Here is an 18,277-nt window from a genome sequence, read left to right on the forward strand (position 1 = left end):
TCCGCGTCCGCCGGGTGGCGGCCCCTCCGCGGTGGACCGTCGCCGGGCTCACACCACCGCCGGCCGCCGCGGCCTACCGGAGGGTCCTCCTGCGGGCCCGGCGGGCCTTCAGCGCGAGGTGCACGTCGAGACGGACGAGCCCGTCGCCCAGGTCGCGGCCGAGCAGCGCGGCGATGCGGTCGAGGCGGTAGTAGAGGCTGCTGCGGTGCAGGCGAAGCCGCGCGGAGGTGGCCCGGACGTCTCCGGCCAGGTCGAGGAACACCTCGAGTGTCTCGAGGAGCATCCGTCCGGACGCGCCGGCGCCGTCGAGCGGTGCGAGGGCGTCGTCGACCAGGACGTCCGCGGTGATGAGGCTGCGGTAAGGGCCGAGGTCCGCCCAGCGACAGCGGCGGGGCAGCGCCGGGTCGAGCGCGGCGAGCTCGGCGGCGGCGAGCGCCTGGCGGCGGAGGCCGCGGACGGCGTCCATCCCGAAGGGTGCGGGCTCGCTGAGCCCGAGGGTGGGTTCGTCGCCTGCGGCGAGGCAGCGTGCGACGACCTGTTCGATCTCGCCGAGGACCCGGTCGTCGGTGTCACGTCCGGTGCGGTGGCGGAGAAGGGTCAGCGCACAGGCGGCCAACACGGAGGAGCCGACGTGGCTCGCGCCGGTGCGCAGGATCGGGGTCAGCGCCGCGGACAACGCGCCGAACTCCGAGGCGCGCAGCGGGCGCACGCCCCCGCCGTCGCGGTGCGCGGCGATCGCGGCGACCAGTTGCACCGAGCCCTCCACCAACCCCGGCACGGCGGCGACGAGCTGTCGTAGGCCTCGGCCTGCCCGTCCTCCACCAGCCTGCGGACCAGCCGGTCCACCTCCCGGCCCGGCGCGTGCGCGCGCGGTTGCGGCGGGATGTCGAGCAGGTCCGCCAGCGCCTGGGCGCCGCGCCTCAGCGCGGACGTCTCGACCGGTGACAGGGTCGCGCCCGACCCCAGCATCCACAGGTAACCGAGGGTGCGGTCGTGCCGGCGCAGCGGCACGCAGAGCCGGGCGTTCATGCCGAGGTCCGGGTTGGCCGGGATCGACACCGGTCCGGTGGCGTCGGCGACCCGGTGCCGCTCCTCCCACCGGCGGACCTCGGGGGCGACGTGCCGAAGCAGGATCGACGAGACCCGGGCCTCGTCGGCGTCGTCGCGCTGCGTGCTGTAGGCGAGCAGGTCGCCGTCGACACCGTCGATGGTCAGGCTCCGCCCGAGCCGGACGGCGAGCGCGTCCAGCTCGTCCTGCACCTGGTCGACGACCACACCCGCTCCTCAGCCGCGCTGACTCTCCGACAAGTGTAGGAACGGGCGCGCACGACTCCGGGCTTTCGCCCGGTGCGCGGGCGGCTCGTACGCCTCTACCGTCCGGCGGAACGACCGGCCACCAACGCGCACGAGAAAAGGGGCTTCGAACATGACCGCAGCTCTCGCCCACCGGCCCTGGGTTCCCGAGCAGCCCGAGCACCGCGTGCAGACCGTGGCGACGGCTGCGGCGAGCGCCACCCCGGCCGCCCTGCTCACCGAACTGGACCGGCTCGTCGCCGAGAACCGGCAGATCCACGACGTCGACTCCGTGAACCTCAACCCGGCGACGAACATCATGAACCCGCGGGCCGAGGCGATGCTGTCGGCGAACCTCGGATCGCGCCCGTCGCTGGGCTACCCCGGCGACAAGTACGAGATGGGCCTGGAGGCGATCGAGCAGATCGAGGTCATCGCCGCCGAGCTCGTCGCGGAGGTCTTCGGCGTCCGCTACGCGGAGATCCGGGTGGCCTCCGGCGCGATCGCGAACCTGTACGCCTTCATGGCGACCTGCGAGCCGGGCGACACGATCATCGCGCCGCCGCCCTCGATCGGCGGGCACGTCACCCACCACGCCGGCGGCTCGGCGGGCCGGTACCGGCTCACCACCGTGCCCGCACCGGTCGCGGCCGACGGCTACACCGTCGACGTCGCGGCACTGCGCGATCTGGCCCGCGAGGTCCGGCCCAAACTGATCACGATCGGCAGCAGCCTCAACCTCTACCCGCACCCCCTCGGCGCGATTCGCGAGATCGCCGACGAGGTGGGCGCAAAGGTTCTCTTCGACGCCGCCCACCTCTGCGGGCTGATCGCCGGACGGGCCTGGCAGCAGCCCCTCGACGAGGGCGCCCACCTGATGACGTTCAGCACCTACAAGAGCCTCGGCGGCCCCGCCGGCGGCGCGGTGGTGACCGATGACCCGGAGCTCGCCGAGCGCATCGACGCGATCGCCTTCCCCGGCCTGACCGCCAACTTCGATGCCGCCAAGGCCGCCGCGCTCGCGGTGACGATGGTCGACTGGAAGGTCGCCGGGGCCGCCTACGCCACGGCGATGGTCGACACCGCCGCCCGGCTGGCCGAGGAACTGGGCGCGGCCGGGCTGCCGGTCTTCACCGGTACGCACGGCCCGACCCGCTCGCACCAGTTCGCCCTCCGCGCCCACCGGTGGGGCGGCGGCCAGCACGCCGCCCGCCGACTGCGGCGGGCGAACCTGCTCGCCTGCGGGATCGGGCTGCCCGAGGCGCCGGTCGACGGCGACGTCAACGGCCTGCGCATGGGGACGCCGGAGCTCGTCCGCCTCGGCATGCAGCCTGCCGACATGCCCGGCCTGGCCGAACTCATCACCCGCGGCCTCGACACCGACGGCGACCCGGCCGCGGTGGCCCCGGACGTCACGGCGTGGCGCAAGCAGTTCTCCGGCGTGCACTACACGGCCGACCGGCCGCAGTGAGCACGCGGAGATCGTCCGCTCCCCGCTGCCCGTGCACCCCGTACAGCCGCTTGCCCTTCCTCGGTGAGACGGTGAGAGCGGTTGCGGCAGCGGATCGTGTGTCGTCGGCCGGCTACTCGTCGCTCGGCCAGCGCACTGCCTGCGCGACGATCACCCGGCTCCCGTCGAACGTGATCGCCGGGCTGCCGTACAGCTCGTAGCCGAGGCCGAGGGCGTCGCTGACGCGCCGGCAGAACGCCGGGTCGTCGGGGCCGGTGAGCACGCGGTAGACCGGGAGACCGTCGGGTGGTGGCGCCACGGACCCCAGTCTGCCCGCCCACGATCTGCACGGCCGCGGAGAGGAAGCAGAAGCTCGGTCGCCGGGTGAAGGGGCTCTACGCCCCGGCCGACCCGCCGCGACTGTGGCTGCGGGATCTGCCCCTGCGGATGGCCGCGCTGCCCCCGATGGGACGGCTCTTGCAGCGCAGACTCCAGCTGAAGGGCTGACGGCAACGGTCGGGGCACACCCGCGCATCCCCCGAGGACGCGTGGGTATCCCCGCCGCATGCCCCGCAGCCGGACACCCGTCGACCCATGCAGCTGAGGCTGACCGCGGCGGCCGACCGGCTGCGCACGAGCTAGTTCGTCGTCCCGATGTTCGGGGTGCTCTTCGGCGTGGTGCTGGGCGAGCTGATGCTCGCGGTCGACCGGTCCATCGGCACGGGCGTCGAGCTGCCGCTGATCCTCACCTCGACCGTGGAGAACGCGCGCGCGGTGCTCAGCACCATCGCGACGGCGACGATCTCGGTGGCCGGCATCACGTTCTCGGTCTCCCTGCTGATCATTCAGCAGGCCTCGGCGCAGTACTCGCCGCGGGTGGTCCACGGGCTGTTCCGTGACCCGTTCAACCGCCGGATCATGGCGGTGGCCGTCGGGCGTTCGCCTACGACCTCGTGGTGCTCCGCGCCGTCCGGGCCCCGGAGGACACCGGAGCCGAGGTCGTCGTCCCCAACCTCTCGGTCGCGGTGGCGGTCCTGCTCGGAATCGCGGCGATCCTCGCCATCGTCGCGTTCATCGACCACAACGCCCACACCATGGAGGTCAGCGAGGTGCTGAACCGGGTGCTGACCGAGGCGTTGGCGGCGACGCCCGAGGCCGACGACGGGCGGGCCGAGGGCGCCGGGAGCATCGCGGACCCGCCCGGGACGGAGGGGTACCTCGTGCGGTGCGAGCGGGACGGGTGGGTGCAGCACCTGGACGTCGCCGGGATGCTCGGCGCGGTGGGCGACCGCGGGACCGTGCGGCTGGAGACCGGCGTGGGGCAGTTCGTGTTCGCAGGCAGCCCGCTGTGCACGCTCTGGCCGATCCCGCCGGACCGCCGGCGCGCCGAGGGGTGCGTGCACGCCGCGGTCCGCGTCGGCAACAGCCGGACGGTGCACGGCGATCCGGCGTACGGGATCCGCCAGCTCGTCGACGTCGCCCTCATCGCACTGTCCTCCGGCGTCAACGACGCCACGACCGCCCGCGACGCCGTGCTGCACGCGGCCGCCCTGCTGACCCGGCTCGTCGCCACGCCACCACGGCGGGCGCACCGGGACGAGTGCGGGCGGGTGCTGCTCGTGCCGCACGCGCCGACGCCCGCCGATCTCGTGGCGCTCACCTTCGGCGAGGTGCGCCGGTCCGCCGCGCCGCTGCCCGACGTGTCCGTGCAGTTGCTGGAGACCATGCACATGGTGTGCCGGGCGCTCGAGGGCCGCCGGCTGGACCCCGCCGTGCGTCCCGCGATCCACGAGCAGGCCCGCCTCGTCGTCGCCGGGGTGGAGCAGGCGGACCTGCTACCCGCGGATGCCTCCAGGGTGCGGCGGGTCTACAAGCGGTACTTCGCGGACGGCGCGGAGCTCTGATATCGAAATCAACGTCTCATAACTCGGGCGCATTCAGGTGTCGGTAGACCGTGGCCCGGGAGACACCCAGCTCCTGCGCGATCCGCTCGACCGGCTCGCCCGACCGGTAGCGCTCCCGCGCACGGTCGACCGCCCCCTGCCCGAGCGCGCGTGGCCGCCCACCCGCGCGACCGCGGGGCCGGCCCCGGGGAGCCGGGGGCGCCTCGTCGGCGGCCGGGAGGCCCGCCAGCACGACCCGTGCGCCGTCGAGCAGGTGCACCCGCAGCACCTCGGCCGGCACGTCGGCGAACCGCGTGATCGTGTTCGCCAGCCCCGACGTGAGCTGGAACGCCCTGATCCGCTGTCCGAGCCCGGCATCGGGACCGGCCAGGAGATCCTGGCCGCGGACCATGACCGCGGCGAGCCGCGCCCCGACCGCGGTCTCCGACAGCAGCGCCAGATCGCGCAGCAGCATCGTGAGCACGTCACGGTGGGCGAGCATCGCGGCGACCGAGCCGTCGACCACGTGCCGACGAACCCGCGCGAGGCCGCGCTCGGCGGCCGCGGCGTCGAGCGCGGCATCGAGCGCATCGAGCAGCGGGGCGGTCAGGCACTGGAGGATCTCGTCCTTCGAGCGGAAGTGGTAGTAGAGCGCCGCCTTGGTGACCCCGAGCCGCTCGCCGATCTGACGCATCGACGTGGCCCGGTAGCCGCCGGGCCGCGCGAAGAGCTCCCGCGCGGCGTCCAGGACGCGCTGACGCGTGTCCCGCCGGAATTCCTCCGGCGCCTGCCGACCGTCCACGTGGACACCGCCCCTCCGTCTCGGGAACTCTCTACCACCGGTCAATTGCTGCTACGGTTCCTGACCGCCGGTAAGTACGAGGCAGTCGCGGAGGCGCTCGTGAAGCTCGTGATCATGACCGTGGGGTCGTACGGCGACGTCGCGCCGTTCCTCGGCCTGGGGACGCGGCTCCGGGGCAGCGGCCACCACGTGACCCTCGCGACGCAGGAGTCGTTCGCGGACGTCGTGCGGGAGCACGGCCTGGGGTTCGCGCCGCTCCCCGGTAACACCCGCGAGGTGATGGCCTCCGACGAGGGCCGGAGCTGGACCCGGTCCGGGAGCGGGCTGCGGGCGATGAAGGCCCAGTCCGCGATCTACCAGCAGTTCATGCGCGCCCTCGCCGAGCCGGTGATCGCGGCTGCCGACGGGGCCGACGCCCTGCTGCTGCAGGCCGTGCCCGCCACGCACGGCTATCTCGTCGCGAAGGCGATGGGGATCCCCGGCGTCCTGTTGGGCCTGACACCGAGCGTGCCCACCGAGGAGTTCCTCCCCGCCATGTTCGGCGACCGCTCGCTGGGTCGCTGGGGAAACCGCGCACTGATGCGACTCGGCCCCGCGATGCTGAAGTCCCTCGACGGCGTGGTCGACGACCTCCAGACCCGCCTGGGCCTGCCGACCACCGGGATGGCCGCCGTCCGCCGCGAGATGTTCTTCGACGACGCCGACCTGCCGATCCTCGACGGCTACAGCCCGCTCGTCTCGCCCCGGCCCCGCGACTGGCGCCCGGGAGCGAACGTGGTCGGCTACTGGTGGCCGCCCCACCCACCCCGTTGGGAGCCACCCGCCGAGCTGACCGAGTTCCTGGCGGCCGGGCCGGCACCGGTCTTCGTCGGCTTCGGCAGCCACGGCCACGGCGACGCCGAGCGGCTCGGCGAGATCGTCGCCGCCGCCACCCGCCGGGCCCGGGTCCGCGCGGTCGTCCAGGCCGGGTGGGCCGGCCTGCCCGGGACCGACGGCGACGTGCTGACGGTCGGCAGCGTCCCGCACGACTGGCTGTTCCCGCGCATGGCCGCGGTCGTCCACCACGCCGGGGCCGGCACCACCGGGGCCGGGCTTCGGGCGGGCGTCCCGGCGGTCCCGGTCCCGGTGCTCGCCGACCAGCCGTTCTGGGCCGCCCGGCTCGTCCGGCTGGGCGTCGCCCCTGGCGCGGTCCGCCTGAAGCGGCTCACGGCCGACCGGCTGGCGGAGCTGATCCGGCAGGCCGTGTCCGAACCGGGCTACCGCAGCCGTGCCACCGCAGTGGCCGAGCGGGTGCGAGCCGAGGACGGCGCCGGCCGCGTCGCCGAGACGCTGCATCGGCTCGGCTCCACCTCACGCCATCACTGACCGGGCAGCATCGACGTGTCCAGCCGCGGGTGGTGGAGGTCATGGCCACCTCCGCCCCGCCGCCCGCGCGCCCCGGGGACGACGCTGCCCGCGCTCGCCACGCCCGTGCACCGCCTCCAGGACGCCGCTTCGCTCGACCGCCCGGCCGGTGTCCTCGACCGGGTCGCGGACACCGCGCTGCCCTCGCCGCGGGCGCGCTCGGTGCTGCGCGGCGACCAGTTGGGGCAGGCGCTGCACCCGCTGCTCACCGACTTCCCGCTCGGCGCCTGGACGTGCACCTCGCTGCTGGACCTGTTCGGCGGCCGCCGGGCCCGCGGCGCGGCCACCGGGCAGCTGGCCTTCGGGCTCGCCGCGGCCGTCCCGACCGTGCTCGCCGGACTCGCCGAGTGGCAGACGGCGAGCGGCGCGGCGCGGCGCGTCGGCCTCGTGGTACGCGGTCGTGAACAAGCACCGCGCTGGCCCTGTACGCGTCCTCGCTGGCGCTCGGCTCACCGGTAGGCACGCCAGGGCCGTCGCGCTGGGCGTGACCGGCGGCGTGGCCGCCACCGCAGGCGGATACCTGGGCGGGCACCTGAGCCTGACGCTGAAGATGGGACCAGCGACCCCGGCGCTCGTGCCGGACGGTCAGGCGCCCGCACCGCGCTGACCTGCGCCGCTCCCGCTTCCCGTTCCGCCGACCAGCAGAAGCGCATCTCGCGGCGATCTTCACCGGCCGCCGCCGACGGCCACGCCCTCGCTCGCGTTCCGCGGAACACCCGCCGCATGGCCCCTACGAGAGGGCACCTTCCGCCGACGGGACGACGCGAAAGCGCACCTCACGGCGATCTTGCCCCTGTCGCGACCCGGACTCCCCCGTGATCGCCGCGAGCGTGCGGTTATCGCCGCCGCGGCGACAACAACCGCCACCTCACGACGATCACCACCACCCCGGGCACCACGAGAGCGCACTTCCCGTCCCGTCGGCAACACGGAAGCGCATCTCGCGGCGATCTTCACCGGCCGCCGCCGACGGCCACGCCCTCGCCCCGCGTTCCGCGGAACACCCGCGGGTGGCGGCGTAGCGGCGGAGGTACTCGACGACCTCGTCGCGGTGCGGGTAGCGCTCCGGATCCCCGGGGAACGGCAGTCCGAGCAGCGCGCTGTAACGGGCGGGGGAGAAGAGCGTGAGGCTGTCGTAGTAGTTGGGCCAGGAGCCGACCGGCTCGGGTCCGGCCTCCAGCACGACGGGCCGGAGGCCGTGCGCGCGCAGGGCATGTGCGGCGGCGAGACCGGACTGACCGGCGCCGACGACGATCGCGTCAGGGCTGTTCATGGGTACCTCGGAGCTCGGGCCCTCCCCGGGGAGGACGAATGGGCAGGATCGGGCGACCGACACCGCGCGAGTCGGGGCCTACGAGTGCGCGAGTCGGGGCCTACGAGTGCGCGAGTCGCGGACTACGAGTGCGCGAGTCGCGGACTACGAGTGCGCGAGTCGCGGACTACGAGTGCGCGAGTCGCGGCCTACGGGCGCGCGAGTCGGCGTCAGGCGTCGGCGCGCCGGCGTTCCAGGAAGACCGTGTCGCGCCAGACGCCGTGGTGCCGGCCGATCCGTTCCCGCATCCCGAGGGTGCGGAACCCGGCGGACCGGTGCAGGGCGACGGCTGCGCGGTTCTCCGGGAAGATCGACGTCTGGAGCGTCCACAGCCCGGCGTCGTCGGCGGCGGTGACCTGCCGGTGGATCAGTGCCTTGCCCACTCCGCGGCCCCGGAACCCGTCGCCGACGTAGATCGCGGTCTCCGCCACGCCCGCGTAGGCGGGCCGGGACGACACCGGCGCTGCGGCGGCCCAGCCCACGACCCGGCCGTCGAGCTCGGCGACCCAGCGGTGCTCGGGCAGCCACGCGGCGTCCAGGTCGTCCCGGTCGGGCACCTCGGTCTCGAACGTCGCGTGTCCGGTGGCGATGCCCTCGGCGTAGATCCGCCGCACGTCGGCCCAGTCATCGGCCCCGAGTGCCCGGACGGTGACGTCGGCGGGGAGGTCGTCCGGGCAGCACGGGCGCGGGCCGAGCATCCCCATCACCGCGTCGGCGGCGTGCGGCAGCCCGGTGCAGCAGGCAGCGTTGATCGAGACCAGCGTCGAGGTCCCCTCCTTGCGCAGCCGGACGAACCCGACGTCGGCGAGCTTCCGCAGGTGGTGGGAACACGTGGACTGGCTGACGCGCAGGCGCTCGGTCAGCTCCCCCACCGTCGTCTCCCGGCCTGCGACCGCCACCGCGTGCAGCAGTCGCACCCGCATCGGCTCGGCCAGGCAGGCGAACCACTCCGCGTAGGTCGCGGCGTCGCGGGGCGCCAGCTGGGCGGGCGGCGACGGCAGGACGGTGAGGGACAGGGGCTCGCTCATGCCAACCAGTATCGACACACATCGATGGTTGCGTCAATCGATGCCCGTCGATACAGTTCGGCCATCAATCGACTCGGATCGATGGAGGATTCGGTGAGTGACGTGACCGAGCTGCCCGTGGTCGTGATCGGTGCCGGACCGGCCGGGCTGGCCGCCGCGGCGCACCTGGTCGACCGGGGCCTGACCCCGCTCGTGCTGGAGGCCGGGCTCGCGGCGGGCGCGGCCGTGCGCGAGTGGCACCACGTGCGACTGTTCTCGCGGTGGGGCGAGCTCGTCGACGCCGCCGCGGAGAAGCTGCTCGCCCCCACCGGATGGCAGGCCCCCGACTCGGACGCCTACCCCACCGGCGCGGAGTGGGCGGAGCACTACCTCCAGCCGCTGGCCGACACGCTCGGCGACCGGGTCCGCTACGGCGCCCGGGTCGTCGGGGTGGCCCGCCGGGGCTGGGACCGCGTGGTCGACGCGGCTCGCGGGACGGAACCGCTCACCGTCCGCGTGGACACCGCGGGCGGCGAAGAGCGGATCGACGCCCGCGCCGTGATCGACGCGTCCGGGACGTGGACGTCACCCAACCCCCTGGGCGGGGACGGGCTCCCCGCCCTCGGCGAGCGGGCCGCGGTCGACCGGATCCGCTACCGGGTGCCGAACCTGACCGACCCGGCCGAGCAGGCGCGCTACGGCGGCAGGCGCATCGCCGTCGCCGGCAGCGGCCACTCGGCACTGACCGCACTGGTCGCGTTCGCCGAGCTGGCGCAGGCCGTCCCCGGGACGCACGTCGAGTGGCTGCTGCGCCGCGGCGAGATCGGCACGACCTTCGGCGGCGGCGACGCCGACCAGCTTCCCGCGCGCGGGGCGCTCGGGAAGCGCGCCGCGGAGGCCGTCGCCGCCGGGCACATCACCACCGTCACCCGGTTCCGCACCGCCGCCGTCGAGCGCGACAGCGCGGGCCGGCTCGTGCTGGAGTCCTTCGCCGGGACCCGGCTCGACCCGGTCGACGAGGTCGTCGTACTCACGGGCTTCCGCCCCGACCTGGGCTTCCTGTCCGAGGTCCGCCTGGACCTGGACCCGGTGCTGCAGGCCCCGCGCGCGCTGGCCCCGCTGGTCGACCCCAACGTGCACTCCTGCGGCACCGTCTACCCGCACGGCGCCGTCGAGCTCGCCCAGCCGGAGCCGGACGTCTACCTGGTCGGGATGAAGAGCTACGGCCGGGCGCCGACGTTCCTCGCGCTGACCGGGTACGAGCAGGTCCGTTCGGTCGTCGCCGCGATCGCAGGCGACCGGGCGGCCGCGGAGCGGGTGGAGCTCGTGCTGCCCGAGACCGGCGTCTGCAGCGGCGGTGGGCTGCTCGAGGAGACGTCGGCGGAGTCGGCGGGCGGATGCTGCGGGCCCGCCGAGCCGGTGGCGGTGCCGATCGGCGGCCAGGCCTGAGAACGGCGCCGCCCTGATGCACCCTGTCGGGATGAGCGCAGGGCAGCCCGGGACGTTGAGCGCGTCCGGGCTGCGCCGCGTGCTCGTGGTCCTCTGCGTCACCGAGATCACCAGCTGGGGCGTGCTCTACTACGCATTCCCCGTGCTCGCGCCGAGCATCGCCGCCGACAGCGGCTGGTCGATCAGTGCCGTCACGGCGGCGTTCTCCGCCGGGCTGCTGGTCTCCGCGATCGTCGGGATACCCGTCGGGCGGCTGCTGGACCGGATCGGTCCGCGCGCTGTCATGACCACCGGCTCCGTGCTGGCGCTCCCGGCGGTACTGGGCATCGCGTGGGCGCCGACGCTACCGGTGTTCGTCGCCGCGTGGCTCCTCGCGGGCGTCGCCATGGCCGGCACGCTGTACGCGCCCGCCTTCGCCGCACTCACCCGCTGGTGGGGTCCTCGACGCGTCACCGCGCTGACTGCGGTGACGCTGCTGGCCGGGCTGGCGAGCACGGTCTTCGCCCCGCTGACCGCGGCACTGCTCGGCCCGCTCGGGTGGCGGCAGACCTACGTCGTGCTCGCCGTGGTGCTCGCCGTCGTCACGGTCCCGGCGCACCTGTTCGGGCTGCGGGGCCACTGGCCCGCGCCGGACCCGGCCGAGCACGCCGAGCACGTGGACCGGACGCCGGCCGCGATCGTCCGCAGCCGCCCGTTCGTCCTGCTGGTCATGGCGGTCGGGCTCGCGTCGTTCGCCGCGTTCGCGGTCGTGGTCAACCAGGTGCCGCTGTTCATTGAGCGGGGGATGTCGACCAGCGCAGCCGCCTGGGCACTCGGGCTCGGCGGCGTCGGGCAGGTGCTGGGCAGGCTCGGGTACCGGCGGCTGGCGGCCGCCACCGGAGTGCGCTCGCGGGGCGTCGTCGTGCTGACCAGCGCTGCCGCCGCCACCGCGATGCTCGCCGCCCTGCCCGGGCCCGCGGTGCTGCTCGTCGGGGCCGCGATGCTCGCAGGCGCGGCCCGCGGGGTGTTCACGCTGCTGCAGGCCACCGCGATCAGCGACCGCTGGGGCGCCACGCACTACGGACGCCTCAACGGCCTGCTCTCCGCCCCGGCCATGGTCGCCACTGCGGTCGCGCCGTGGGCGGGCGCCGCCGTCGCCCAGGCGCTCGGCGGCTACCCGGGTCTCTTCGGGCTGCTCGCGGGGCTGGCCGCCGTCGCGGCGATCCTCATGGCCGGGAGCGTTCCGCGCCGGCCCGAGTGACTGCGCGAACGGCACTTTCGACCAAACCTGTTGACCGAGAGTGCCGTTCGCGCGTGGTCACGAGGCCGCGACGACGGGCTCCCCGGCCAGCTGCCATTCGAGCATCCCCTCGGCCAGGCGCACCGCCCGGCGGCCCTCGGCGGCGAGCAGCCGCACCGCCTCGTGCGCGAAGACGCAGTAGGCGCCGCGACAATAGGCGACGACGTCGAGCTCGGGCGGGAGGTCGGACAGCCGCGCGGGAAGCTCGTCGATCGGGATGGAGACCGCGCCGGGGATGTGGCCGGCGGCGAACTCGGGCGCGGGCCGCACGTCCAGGACGACCACCTCTCCGGCCTGCGCGCGCCGCAGCAGCTCCTCCCGGCCGATCTGCTCGACGTCCTCACCGTCGTGCGTGCCCAGGTACCGGGCCCGAGCCGCATCGACGTCGGGGAGGTGCGCGGCGGCGACATCGCGCAGCTGCGCGTAGAGCGCGGCGACATCGCCGTCCGCGAGCCGGTAGAAGATCGTGGTGCCCTCACGGCTGGTGGCGACGAGCCCCGCCTGCCGGAGGGTCTGCAGGTGCGCCGAGGCCGTGGTCAGCCCGAGGCCGGCCGCCCCTGCGAGGTCGGCGACACTGCGCGTCCCCTGCGCGAGCAGGTCGAGCAGCTCGAGGCGCTTCCCGTTGCCCAGCGCCTTGCCCACCCGGGCCAGCTGCTCGAACAGCTCCGACTTCCGCGTCGCGTCACCCATAGACTCCTCCAATGCTCCGTGGAATAGTGTAGCAGCAACGCCGGACCCCGGGAGGGCGAGATGGGCGACACCACGACGGGACTCGCGCCGACCGCGGTCGCCGACGAGGGCCTGGGCAACTCCTGCCACCTGCTCGACCTCGGCGACGGCGGCGCCCTGGTCGTCGACCCACCACGGGACCTGCGCGCCGTGCGCGCGGCCGCCGAGCGGGCCGGCCTGCGCATCCGGTTCGTCGCCGACACCCACCTGCACGCCGACTTCCTCTCCGGCGCCGTGCAACTGGCCCACGACGACGCCGCCACCGTGCTCGCCGCGGCGGCGGGTGAGCGCCGGTTCGACCACCGCGGGCTGCGCGACGGCGACGAGGTCGATCTCGGCGGGCCGACGCTGACCGCGCTCGAGACACCGGGGCACACCGACGAACACCTGGCGTTCCTGCTGCGGGACGGCGCCCGGCCGGTCGGGGTCTTCAGCGGCGGTTCACTGATCGTCGGGTCGGCGGCGCGCACGGACCTGCTCGGCGCCGACCGTGCCGAGAGCCTGGCGCGCGCCCAGTTCGGCTCGCTGCGCCGGCTGGCAGCGCTGCCGCCTGCGACGGCCCTGTGGCCCACGCACGGCGCCGGTTCGTTCTGCTCGGCCCCGCCCGGCGCCGACCGGACGTCGACGATCGGGCGGGAGCTGGCCGCCAACCCCCTGCTGGCCATCGACGACGAGGATCGGTTCGTCGAGCACCTGCTCGGTTCGCTGGGCAGCTACCCGCCCTACTTCCTCCGACTGGCCGAGATCAACCGGCGCGGCCCTGCGGTGCTCGACCCCGGTGCGACGGGGCGGCTCGACGCGCTGCCGGTGGCCGCGGTCCGGCGGCTGCTCGCCGACGGCGCCGTCCTCGTCGACGCGCGTCCGGTCGCCGACTACACCCGCGGCCACGTCCCCGGCGCGGTGTCGATCCCGCTGCGCGCCCAGTTCGCCACCTGGCTGGGCTGGCTGGTCCCCGCCGACACCCCCGTCGTGGTGCTGCGCAACCCGGACCAGGACCTCGCCGACCTCGTCTGGCGCGCCCTGAACATCGGCGTCGAACGGCTCGCCGGCGAGCTCGACGGCGGGATCGACGCGTGGATCGCGGCCGGGCACCCGACCGCGAACACGCCGCTGCTGCGGCCCGGGGAGGTCGACGGGCGGTACCGGGTGCTCGACGTCCGCCAGGAGGCGGAGTTCAGCGCGGGGCACCTGCCCGGCGCCCTCCACGTCGAGCTCGGCGCGCTCGGCCCGGCCGCGGGCCGGCTCCCCGACGCACCGACGCTGGTCATGTGCGGGCACGGGGAACGCGCCGCCGGTGCCGTCGGCCTGCTCGAACGCGCCGGGCACCGGGATCTGGCGGTCCTGGCCGGCGGGCCCGGTGACTGGGCCGAGGCCGCCGGGCGCGACTTGGCCACGGGCCGATGAGCACCCCTGCCACCCGCGCCCCGCTGCGGCTGGGGCTGCGGGCGAACCTCGCCCAGTTCGTCCTGCTCGTCGCGGTCAACGCCCTCGTCGGCGGCATGTACGGGCAGGAACGGACGGTGCTGCCGCTGCTCGCGGAGCAGGAGTTCGGGCTCACCGCCTACACCGGCGTGCTGACCTTCATCCTCGCATTCGGGGCGACGAAGGCGGTGGCGAACTACGCCGCCGGGACGCTGTCGGACCGATACGGGCGCAAGCCCGTGCTGGTCGCCGGCTGGCTGATCGCCGTCCCCGTCCCGCTGCTGCTGATCTGGGCGCCCAGCTGGGGCTGGGTGATCGCGGCGAACGTGCTGCTCGGGCTCAACCAGGGGCTGACCTGGTCGACCACGGTCGTCATGAAGATCGACCTCGTGGGCCCGCAGCGGCGCGGGCAGGCGATGGGGCTCAACGAGGCCGCCGGGTACCTCGCCGTCGCGGCCACGGCGATGGCCACCGGGTACATCGCCGCCCGAGCCGGGCTGCGACCGGAGCCGTTCCTCCTCGGGATCGCCTACGCCGCACTGGGCCTCGGCCTGTCGACCCTGGCCGTGCGCGAGACCCGCGACCACGCCCGGCTCGAAGCCGCAGGCCACACCACTCGCGGGCACCTGCACGCCGGCCTCGGCAGCCGCGAGATCTTCGCCCAGAGCAGCTTCCGCGAACCCGCGCTGTCGGCTGCCAGCCACGCCGGCATGGTCAACAACCTGATGGACGGGCTGGCCTGGGGGCTGTTCCCGCTGCTGTTCGCCGCCGCCGGGCTGTCGGTCGCGCAGATCGGCGTGCTCACCGCCCTCTACCCCGCCGTCTGGGGGCTCGGGCAGCTCGGCACCGGCGCGCTGTCCGACCGCACCGGCCGCAAACCGCTCATCGTGGGTGGCCAGCTCCTGCAGGCCGTCGCCCTCGTGCTCGTCGCCACCGGGGGATCCTTCGGGGTGTGGGCGGTGGCGATGGTGCTGCTCGGCGCCGGCACCGCGCTCGTCTACCCGACCCTGCTCGCCGCGGTCGGCGACGTCGCCCACCCCGCGTGGCGCGCCCGCGCGGTCGGCGTCTACCGGCTGTGGCGCGACGGCGGCTTCGTCGTCGGCGCGCTGGTCGCCGGGCTGGTCGCCGACGCCTACGGCCTCCCGGTCGCCGTGGCGGTCGTGGCCGCGGTGACCACCGCCTCCGGGCTCGCCGTCGCCGTGCGGATGTACGAGACGCACACCTCGGCCTCCCCCAGGAGCCCGCGTTGACCCACCCCGGCCTGGCCGACGGCCCGATCTACCTGGACTACAACGCGACCACCCCGGTCGACCCCGCGGTCCTGGAGGCCGCCCTGCCGTTCCTCGCCGCGCACTTCGGCAACCCCTCCAGCAGCCACCGGTACGCCGACGCCCCGCGGTCGGCGGTCGACCGCGCCCGTGCGCAGCTCGCCGCGCTGCTCGGCGCCCGCCCCGACGAGATCGTGTTCACCGGTGGCGGGTCGGAGGCCGACACGCTCGCCGTCCGCGGCGCCGCGAGGGCCGCGCCAGCCGGCCGCCGGCATGTGATCACCCTGCCCACGGAGCATCCGGCCGTCCTGCAGGCGTGCCGCGGCCTGCAGGACGAGGGCTTCACGGTCACCCACCTCCCGGTCGACGGGTTCGGCCGCGTGCGGCCCGCCGATCTGGAGGCAGCAATCAGCGACCAGACGGCGCTGGTGTCGGTCGCCTTCGGCAACAGCGAGACGGGCACCCTGCAGCCGGTAACCGAGCTGGCGGCCGTCGCCCGGGCACACGGCGCGGTGTTCCACACCGACGCCGCACAGGCCGCAGGGAAAGTGGACATCGACGTGGCCGCGCTCGGCGTGGACCTGCTGACCGTGGTCGGCCACAAGATGTACGCGCCCAAGGGGGTCGGCGCCCTCTACGTCCGCGACGGCGTCCCGATCCGGCCGGTCGTCCACGGCGGCGGGCAGGAGCGTGGCCTGCGCGCGGGCACCGAGAACGTCGCGTTCATCGCCGCCATCGGGCAGGCCGGCGTCATCGCCCGCGCCGAGCTGCCCGGCGGCACCGTGCGGCTGACGGGGCTGCGCGACCTCCTGCACCGGGAGCTGGAGCGGCTCCTCCCGGGGCGGGTGCACCTCAACGGCCATCCCGTCCACCGGCTCCCGGGCACCCTCAACGTCAGCATCGACGGCGTCCGCGGGCGCGACCTGCTCGCCGCCCTGCCCGAGATCGCCGCGGCCACGGGCTCGGCGTGTCACGAAGGCATCGACAGCCCCTCGGAGGTCCTGCTCGCCATGGGCATCAGCGCCGAGCGGGCGAACGCCGCACTGCGGCTGTCCCTCGGCCGGTGGACCACCGAGGACGAGCTCCGCGCGCCGCCGGGCTCATCGCGCGGCAGGTCGAGCGGACCGCGCCGTGGCGAGGACGTGCCACGAGAACGGCGCCCGGGTGTCTGGGAACAGGAAGCGGTCCAGTCGATCCAGGGTGAAGCCCGCCTGCTCGATCGCCGCGACGGTGTCGCGGCCGGTGTGGCACCCACCCGCGAGCCTCGGCCAGATCGTGGCATCGAGCAGCCGCTGCACCCGGGCCACGCCCGGGGCGTCGGCGCGCCCGTGCTCCAGGACGCGCAGCTGCCCGCCGGGCCGCAGCACCCGACGCGCCTCGGCCAGCGCGGCGGCCGGACCGGGCACCGAGCAGAGCACCAGGCAACACACGACGGCGTCGGCGGTGTGGTCGGCGACGGGCAGCCGATCGGCCAGGCCGTCGACGACCTCGACCGGGACGGGGGCGGCCGCCGCGGCGCTGCGCGCGAGTGCCCGCAGCCGCGGTTCGGGCTCCACCGCCAGCACCCGGGTGACCGTGGGCGGGTAGTGCGGGAAGGTGCCGCCCGGGCCCGCGCCGATCTCGACGACCTCGCCGCGCAGCCCGGACAGCAACTGCCGCCGGTGCTCGGTGAGGCCGCCCTCGTCCATCGCCCGGGCCATCCGCGGGTACAGGCGCGCGAAGACCGGGTGCCGCACTCCGGACACGGCCGTCACCACGTCACCGGGATCTCGCGCAGGCCGCCGGTGAGCGTCCCGGTGTGGACGGCCAGTCCGTCGACGCCGACGGCGAGCCGCATCTCGGGGAAGCGCGGCACCAGCCGGGAGAAGACGGCCTGCAGCTCGATCCGGGCCAGCGGCGCGCCGATGCAGTAGCGGGCCCCGTGCCCGAACGTGACGTGCCCGGCGTCGCGCCTGCTCACGTCGAACCGGTCCGGCTCGGGGAAGACCGCGCCGTCGTGGTTGGCGGAGCCGGTGTCGAGCAGCACCAGCTCCCCCGCGCGGACCGTGACGCCGGCGATCTCCAGATCGGTGCGCGCGTACCGCGGGATGCCGCCCCCGCCCGTGCCCTGCGCCCGCAGGATCTCGTCGACCGCCGACCCAATCCGGTCGGGGTCGGCGAGCAGGGCCTGCCACTGGGCCGGGTTCGACAGCAGCAGCACGGCCCCCATGCCGATCGCCACCACCGTGGTCTCGTGCCCGGCGAACAGCAGGAACATCCCCATCGCGGCGGCTTCGCCGTCACTGACGCCCTCGGTCGCGCAGAGCTGGGAGATCACGTCGTCGCCCGGCTCGCGGCGCTTGCGCGCCACCAGCTCCTGGCCGTAGCGGAACAGGTCGGCCAGGCCCTGCTGGGAGCGCGCCCCGTCCTGCACGTCGGCGGCCGCCCGCGTCCACGTCCGGAACTGCGCCCGGTCCTCGAACGGCACCCCGAGAAGCTCGCAGATCACGGCGATCGGCAGCGGCAGCGCCAGCGCCTCGACCAGGTCGGCGGGCGAGCCGTGCTCGGCGAGCTCGTCGAGCAGGCGGGCGGTGAGGGCCTCGACCCGTGGGCGCAGGGCGCGCATCCGCTTCGGTGAGAAGTGCGGCTGCAGCAGCGCCCGCATCCGCGCGTGATCGGTGTGTTCGGTGGTGAAGTCGCCCACGGGCCCGCCGAACAGCGCCGACTCCCCCGTGCGCGCCGCGGAGGCCGGGTCCGGGTGGGACCGCCCGAGCCGGTCGTCGTCCAGCAGGCTGCGCACCTGCTCGTACCCGGTGACCAGCCACGCCTCGTCGCCGACCGCGGTGCGGATGCGGTGGACGGGCCCCGCGGCCTGCAGCGTCCGCAGCAGTGGGGCCGCCTGCAGGGGATGCGGCTTCTCGAACGGCAGCTGGATGTCAACATCTCGTTGTACACTCACGAGTAAACAAGCTACTTTTAGACTCCGGCGTACACAAGAGG

At 74.9% G+C, this 18,277-nt stretch carries 16 protein-coding genes and 3 pseudogenes; 10 read left to right on the forward strand and 9 right to left on the reverse strand.

Going from position 1 to position 18,277, the window contains the following annotated elements; genetic code table 11:
- Positions 1-73: 73 nt before the first annotated feature.
- Both KME75_RS05675 and KME75_RS05680 read right to left on the reverse strand, forming a co-directional pair.
- Positions 74-754 carry a PucR family transcriptional regulator gene (locus KME75_RS05675; protein WP_219413464.1) on the reverse strand — a complete coding sequence of 227 codons (681 nt, stop codon included), beginning with the start codon at positions 752-754 and terminating at the stop codon, positions 74-76.
- Positions 661-1,275: a hypothetical protein gene (locus KME75_RS05680; protein ID WP_219413465.1), complete on the reverse strand. Its 615-nt coding sequence runs from the start codon at positions 1,273-1,275 to the stop codon at positions 661-663. Before KME75_RS05680 ends, KME75_RS05675 begins: the two co-directional genes overlap by 94 nt.
- 151 nt (positions 1,276-1,426) lie before the next feature.
- On the opposite strand from KME75_RS05680, the gene glyA reads away from it, so the two are divergent.
- A complete protein-coding gene (gene glyA / locus KME75_RS05685) occupies positions 1,427-2,764 on the forward strand; it encodes a serine hydroxymethyltransferase (protein WP_219413466.1) in 1,338 nt (445 codons plus the stop codon).
- Positions 2,765-2,876: 112 nt separating this feature from the next.
- On the opposite strand, the gene KME75_RS45640 is transcribed toward glyA, so the two are convergent.
- The gene (locus KME75_RS45640; protein ID WP_219413467.1) at positions 2,877-3,062 is read right to left on the reverse strand and encodes a DUF1737 domain-containing protein; all 186 of its coding nucleotides are present in this window, start codon (positions 3,060-3,062) and stop codon (positions 2,877-2,879) included.
- Here KME75_RS45640 and KME75_RS45645 point away from each other — a divergent pair.
- Both KME75_RS45645 and KME75_RS05705 read left to right on the forward strand, forming a co-directional pair.
- Positions 3,053-3,250, forward strand: coding sequence for a hypothetical protein (locus KME75_RS45645; RefSeq protein ID WP_308282583.1), 198 nt, complete (start codon positions 3,053-3,055; stop codon positions 3,248-3,250). The genes KME75_RS45640 and KME75_RS45645 overlap by 10 nt on opposite strands.
- A 186-nt stretch (positions 3,251-3,436) precedes the next feature.
- Positions 3,437-4,647, forward strand: a pseudogene (locus KME75_RS05705) (DUF2254 domain-containing protein).
- A gap of 16 nt (positions 4,648-4,663) precedes the next feature.
- Here the strand turns inward: KME75_RS05705 and KME75_RS05710 are convergent.
- Entirely contained in the window at positions 4,664-5,428 is a 765-nt protein-coding gene (locus tag KME75_RS05710; RefSeq protein ID WP_219413469.1) for a TetR family transcriptional regulator, read from the reverse strand.
- Positions 5,429-5,473: 45 nt separating this feature from the next.
- On the opposite strand from KME75_RS05710, the gene KME75_RS44755 reads away from it, so the two are divergent.
- Together KME75_RS44755 and KME75_RS05720 are read left to right on the forward strand one after the other, a co-directional pair.
- On the forward strand, positions 5,474-6,793 hold the full coding sequence (locus tag KME75_RS44755; protein ID WP_281424419.1) for a glycosyltransferase: 1,320 nt from the start codon (positions 5,474-5,476) through the stop codon (positions 6,791-6,793).
- Positions 6,794-6,808: 15 nt separating this feature from the next.
- On the forward strand, positions 6,809-7,291 hold the full coding sequence (locus KME75_RS05720; protein ID WP_219413470.1) for a DUF2231 domain-containing protein: 483 nt from the start codon (positions 6,809-6,811) through the stop codon (positions 7,289-7,291).
- A 550-nt stretch (positions 7,292-7,841) separates the two neighbouring features.
- Here the strand turns inward: KME75_RS05720 and KME75_RS05725 are convergent.
- Together KME75_RS05725 and KME75_RS05730 are read right to left on the reverse strand one after the other, a co-directional pair.
- Positions 7,842-8,105: pseudogene (locus KME75_RS05725) on the reverse strand (NAD(P)-binding domain-containing protein); the annotation flags it as partial.
- 209 nt (positions 8,106-8,314) lie between these two features.
- Positions 8,315-9,172 carry a helix-turn-helix domain-containing GNAT family N-acetyltransferase gene (locus KME75_RS05730; protein ID WP_219413472.1) on the reverse strand — a complete coding sequence of 286 codons (858 nt, stop codon included), beginning with the start codon at positions 9,170-9,172 and terminating at the stop codon, positions 8,315-8,317.
- A 102-nt stretch (positions 9,173-9,274) separates the two neighbouring features.
- On the opposite strand from KME75_RS05730, the gene KME75_RS05735 reads away from it, so the two are divergent.
- Both KME75_RS05735 and KME75_RS05740 read left to right on the forward strand, forming a co-directional pair.
- Complete coding sequence (locus tag KME75_RS05735) at positions 9,275-10,600, forward strand: NAD(P)-binding domain-containing protein (protein WP_219413498.1); 1,326 nt, start codon at positions 9,275-9,277, stop codon at positions 10,598-10,600.
- 31 nt (positions 10,601-10,631) lie between these two features.
- Positions 10,632-11,840 (forward strand): MFS transporter, encoded by a 1,209-nt coding sequence (locus tag KME75_RS05740; RefSeq protein ID WP_219413473.1) that lies wholly within the window; start codon positions 10,632-10,634, stop codon positions 11,838-11,840.
- 57 nt (positions 11,841-11,897) lie between these two features.
- On the opposite strand, the gene KME75_RS05745 is transcribed toward KME75_RS05740, so the two are convergent.
- Complete coding sequence (locus tag KME75_RS05745; protein WP_219413474.1) at positions 11,898-12,569, reverse strand: ArsR/SmtB family transcription factor; 672 nt, start codon at positions 12,567-12,569, stop codon at positions 11,898-11,900.
- Positions 12,570-12,629: 60 nt separating this feature from the next.
- Here KME75_RS05745 and KME75_RS05750 point away from each other — a divergent pair, with 60 nt between their 5' ends.
- From KME75_RS05750 to KME75_RS05760, 3 genes and pseudogenes are all read left to right on the forward strand, one after another.
- The gene (locus tag KME75_RS05750) at positions 12,630-14,012 is read left to right on the forward strand and encodes a rhodanese-like domain-containing protein (RefSeq protein ID WP_219413475.1); all 1,383 of its coding nucleotides are present in this window, start codon (positions 12,630-12,632) and stop codon (positions 14,010-14,012) included.
- A complete protein-coding gene (locus tag KME75_RS05755; RefSeq protein WP_219413476.1) occupies positions 14,009-15,280 on the forward strand; it encodes an MFS transporter in 1,272 nt (423 codons plus the stop codon). The genes KME75_RS05750 and KME75_RS05755 overlap by 4 nt, the downstream gene beginning before the upstream one ends.
- Positions 15,277-16,323: pseudogene (locus KME75_RS05760) on the forward strand (cysteine desulfurase family protein); the annotation flags it as partial. The gene KME75_RS05755 and the pseudogene KME75_RS05760, both read left to right, overlap by 4 nt.
- Before the next feature lie 75 nt (positions 16,324-16,398).
- Here KME75_RS05760 and KME75_RS05765 read toward each other — a convergent pair.
- Both KME75_RS05765 and KME75_RS05770 read right to left on the reverse strand, forming a co-directional pair.
- Positions 16,399-16,998: a class I SAM-dependent methyltransferase gene (locus KME75_RS05765; protein WP_219413499.1), complete on the reverse strand. Its 600-nt coding sequence runs from the start codon at positions 16,996-16,998 to the stop codon at positions 16,399-16,401.
- Positions 16,999-17,048: 50 nt separating this feature from the next.
- On the reverse strand, positions 17,049-18,236 hold the full coding sequence (locus tag KME75_RS05770) for a cytochrome P450 (RefSeq protein WP_219413477.1): 1,188 nt from the start codon (positions 18,234-18,236) through the stop codon (positions 17,049-17,051).
- Between the last annotated feature and the right edge of the window lie 41 nt (positions 18,237-18,277).

The organism is Pseudonocardia nigra, from assembly GCF_019396355.1.
Taxonomy (GTDB): domain Bacteria; phylum Actinomycetota; class Actinomycetes; order Mycobacteriales; family Pseudonocardiaceae; genus Pseudonocardia; species Pseudonocardia nigra.